The organism is Spiroplasma sp. ald, assembly GCF_044714355.1.
GTDB classification, from domain to species: domain Bacteria; phylum Bacillota_I; class Bacilli_A; order Mycoplasmatales; family Mycoplasmataceae; genus Spiroplasma; species Spiroplasma phoeniceum.
This window is the reverse complement of sequence record NZ_RXFY01000124.1, coordinates 1-2674: the sequence shown is the minus strand read 5'-3', so window position 1 is coordinate 2674 and position 2674 is coordinate 1. Positions and strand designations below refer to the sequence as shown.

At 24.4% G+C, this 2674-nt stretch carries 4 protein-coding genes; 1 reads left to right on the top strand and 3 read right to left on the bottom strand.

The window, feature by feature from the left end; translation table 4 throughout:
- Positions 1-60 precede the first annotated feature (60 nt).
- The 3 genes from EHU54_RS05385 to EHU54_RS05375 form a co-directional block, all read right to left on the bottom strand.
- Positions 61-504: an alcohol dehydrogenase catalytic domain-containing protein gene (locus EHU54_RS05385; protein WP_400249354.1), complete on the bottom strand. Its 444-nt coding sequence runs from the start codon at positions 502-504 to the stop codon at positions 61-63.
- A gap of 100 nt (positions 505-604) precedes the next feature.
- Positions 605-1363, bottom strand: coding sequence for a hypothetical protein (locus tag EHU54_RS05380; protein ID WP_400249353.1), 759 nt, complete (start codon positions 1361-1363; stop codon positions 605-607).
- A gap of 232 nt (positions 1364-1595) precedes the next feature.
- Positions 1596-2069 (bottom strand): hypothetical protein, encoded by a 474-nt coding sequence (locus tag EHU54_RS05375; RefSeq protein WP_400249351.1) that lies wholly within the window; start codon positions 2067-2069, stop codon positions 1596-1598.
- 348 nt (positions 2070-2417) lie between these two features.
- Between EHU54_RS05375 and EHU54_RS05370 the strand changes: the two genes are divergently transcribed.
- Positions 2418-2657 carry a hypothetical protein gene (locus EHU54_RS05370; protein WP_400249350.1) on the top strand — a complete coding sequence of 80 codons (240 nt, stop codon included), beginning with the start codon at positions 2418-2420 and terminating at the stop codon, positions 2655-2657.
- Positions 2658-2674 lie beyond the last annotated feature (17 nt).

The window sequence follows — 2674 nt, the reverse complement described above, 5'->3', positions numbered from 1 at the left end:
AAAGACATAATTAATTAAAATTATAATTTGCTATTAGTATCTTTTTAAAAATATTTACAATTATTTTAATAGGTTATGCAAGAAGTCTATTGTTTTTGGAATTTTAATAACACTATTCCCCCCATAAGGAACACGAACATATTCAGCATGCGTTCCATTAATTTTAGTTCCCAAAATAAAACCACCATTAGTACAATTAGCAAATGCTTTTTGTTCACATCATTGACAAATATTACAATGAGTAACACATCCAATTGCAACGCGATCACCAATTTTAAGTTTTGTAATATCAGCTCCAATTGCTGTCACGACACCAACTCCTTCATGCCCCATAATTGTGTTAGGAACAACACTATTATCATGCCCCAAATATGGACGATAATCCGCATGTGAAAAAGTAAATCCCTCAATTTTAACAATAATATCTGTTGCTTTTTTAATAATTGGCTCTTTAGTTTCAGTTCATTCAATTTTCTTTTTTCCTTGAAAAATTAATGCTTGCATTTTCTTCCACTTCACTTTCTACTTATGATTATACCGAAATAATAATGATGTTAAACAAAAAAGAATAAGACTAAATAACTTTAACCTAATTATTTTGATCTTATTTTTCAACTTGCAAGGTACCTCGTTCAAGTTCTCCTGCAACATTAGGATCAATTAAATCCGTAAATAAACGTTGACGAGGTGTTCTTAAATTAAAATATTGACGTGAATTTTTTCGAATTAATTCTTGATTCTCATCAGTTAAATTCATAAAAACCCATGCATCAGTACAAACTGGTAAATTATTAAACATAATAACTTCTGCAGCATATGTTTCTGCTAATTGCACACTATCCTTAATATCTTCATCAAATGGAACAATAAAACTCTCTTCTAAATCGTTAATTCTTTCAATTGATGGATCATTCGCAATCCCAATGCCAATTCTAACCTCACGGACAGCTTGATATTTTTCATATAATGTATAATTAATAATTTTAACAGTTGTATTAATATAATTAGCAATTTCAATTAAATAATTTAAATCCCCATCATCTTCGTATAATGCCAAATAAATATTTTCATGGCGATGAATTCCAATAATATTTTCACCCATTTTTAAAGAATTTAAAATAGTTTCTTCTAAACTATTTATAATTCATTGATAAGTATTTTTATCATATGCTTTTTTAATTTCTTTTTCATTAATAAAACGAACAACAACTGATGAAACAGATTGACTTTTATCTTCTTTTAAATAAAAAGGTGGTAATTGTAAATTTGATAATGCCACACGATTACGATATTCATCAAGTCTGTTTTTACTATAAACATATTCTTTTAATATTTCAATCGTTTGTTGCGGTTCTCACTTCATATTGGTTACCTCTTATTATAAATTAATTAAGTTAATTATATCATAAAAAGCCCTAAATTAAAGGCAATTATTAGGTTATAGTTTAAAAACCATAACCTTTTAAGTCTTTAAAATAAATTTAGAAGGAAGAACATAATACCAACCATTATTTTAAAGTTAACTTTAGTAAGAACATAATTTAATTATTAAAAAATTCTTCTTATAAAACTTTTTATTTTGTAAGAAGAATTTTTTAATTAGATATATGATAATTATATTTATTTTTCAATGTATGATAAAAATTAGAAATAGATGTTATCATATCATTGCTTAATTTTTTATTTTTAATTTTTCCTTCTCATTCTTTAATCATATTGTTATTAACTTTTTTTAAAAAGTGCTTTGCAAAAAGAATAAATTGGTCTGAATTATTATTTTTTTCAACAGGGTCTAAGGCAAGACTTCAATCAATTCTATTTAATATTCATTGTCATATTTCTTCACTACGGTCAACATATAACCGGATTATCAACGCCATTTTAATAAATAATACTTGATACTCTTTTGAAGCTTTTTTCAATAATTTAAACATTTTTTTAACTTGTCTTTGATATTTAAAAGTTTGAAAAAAATAAAAGTGTTCTTTAAAATTTTCTGGTTTTTTGCTTTCTACTTTTTCTTGTTCAAGTTCATTAAAAGTTTTTTTTACTATTATTAAATATTTCATGTTTTAAATTAATAATATTATTTAGGCCGTATAAAAAAATTGGGGTTTTGGAAAAAAACTCGAAAATTGAATAAGCATAATAAATTAAACCATTTACTAAAATGATTTTTTTATTTATAAAACCAAAATTATTAATTGATTCAGAGAAAGGACAGTATCTTAAATATTTACAAAAAAACTATAACAACTTTTTGATACCCTCTTTAAGTTGTTTACACATTTATTAAATATCTTAGAAATCTTTACAAAGTGTACCTGTTTTTCTCCTAATTTAACGTGTTGTCTTTTCTCTGTTTCAGTTAATTAATTTGCTAATAAAAAAACTTAATAAAAAGGAAGGAGTAAGTAATGAAAATTAATAAGCAACAACAAATTTGCGATATTGATAACTGCTATAAAACAATATCATTCATTATTGAAGAATTTTTATCAAATAAAGTTTTATGAACTTGTGAAAAACATAAAGATTTATTGAATAAAGTAAAAGATAAAACACAAAAGTGGTTTTATAAACGCTTAGAAAATTCAAAAATTATCTTTGATTATGAAACTGGTTTGTTAAAACTTTGATTTTATAAAACAACTTAATGCAGTGTGGGACGGTT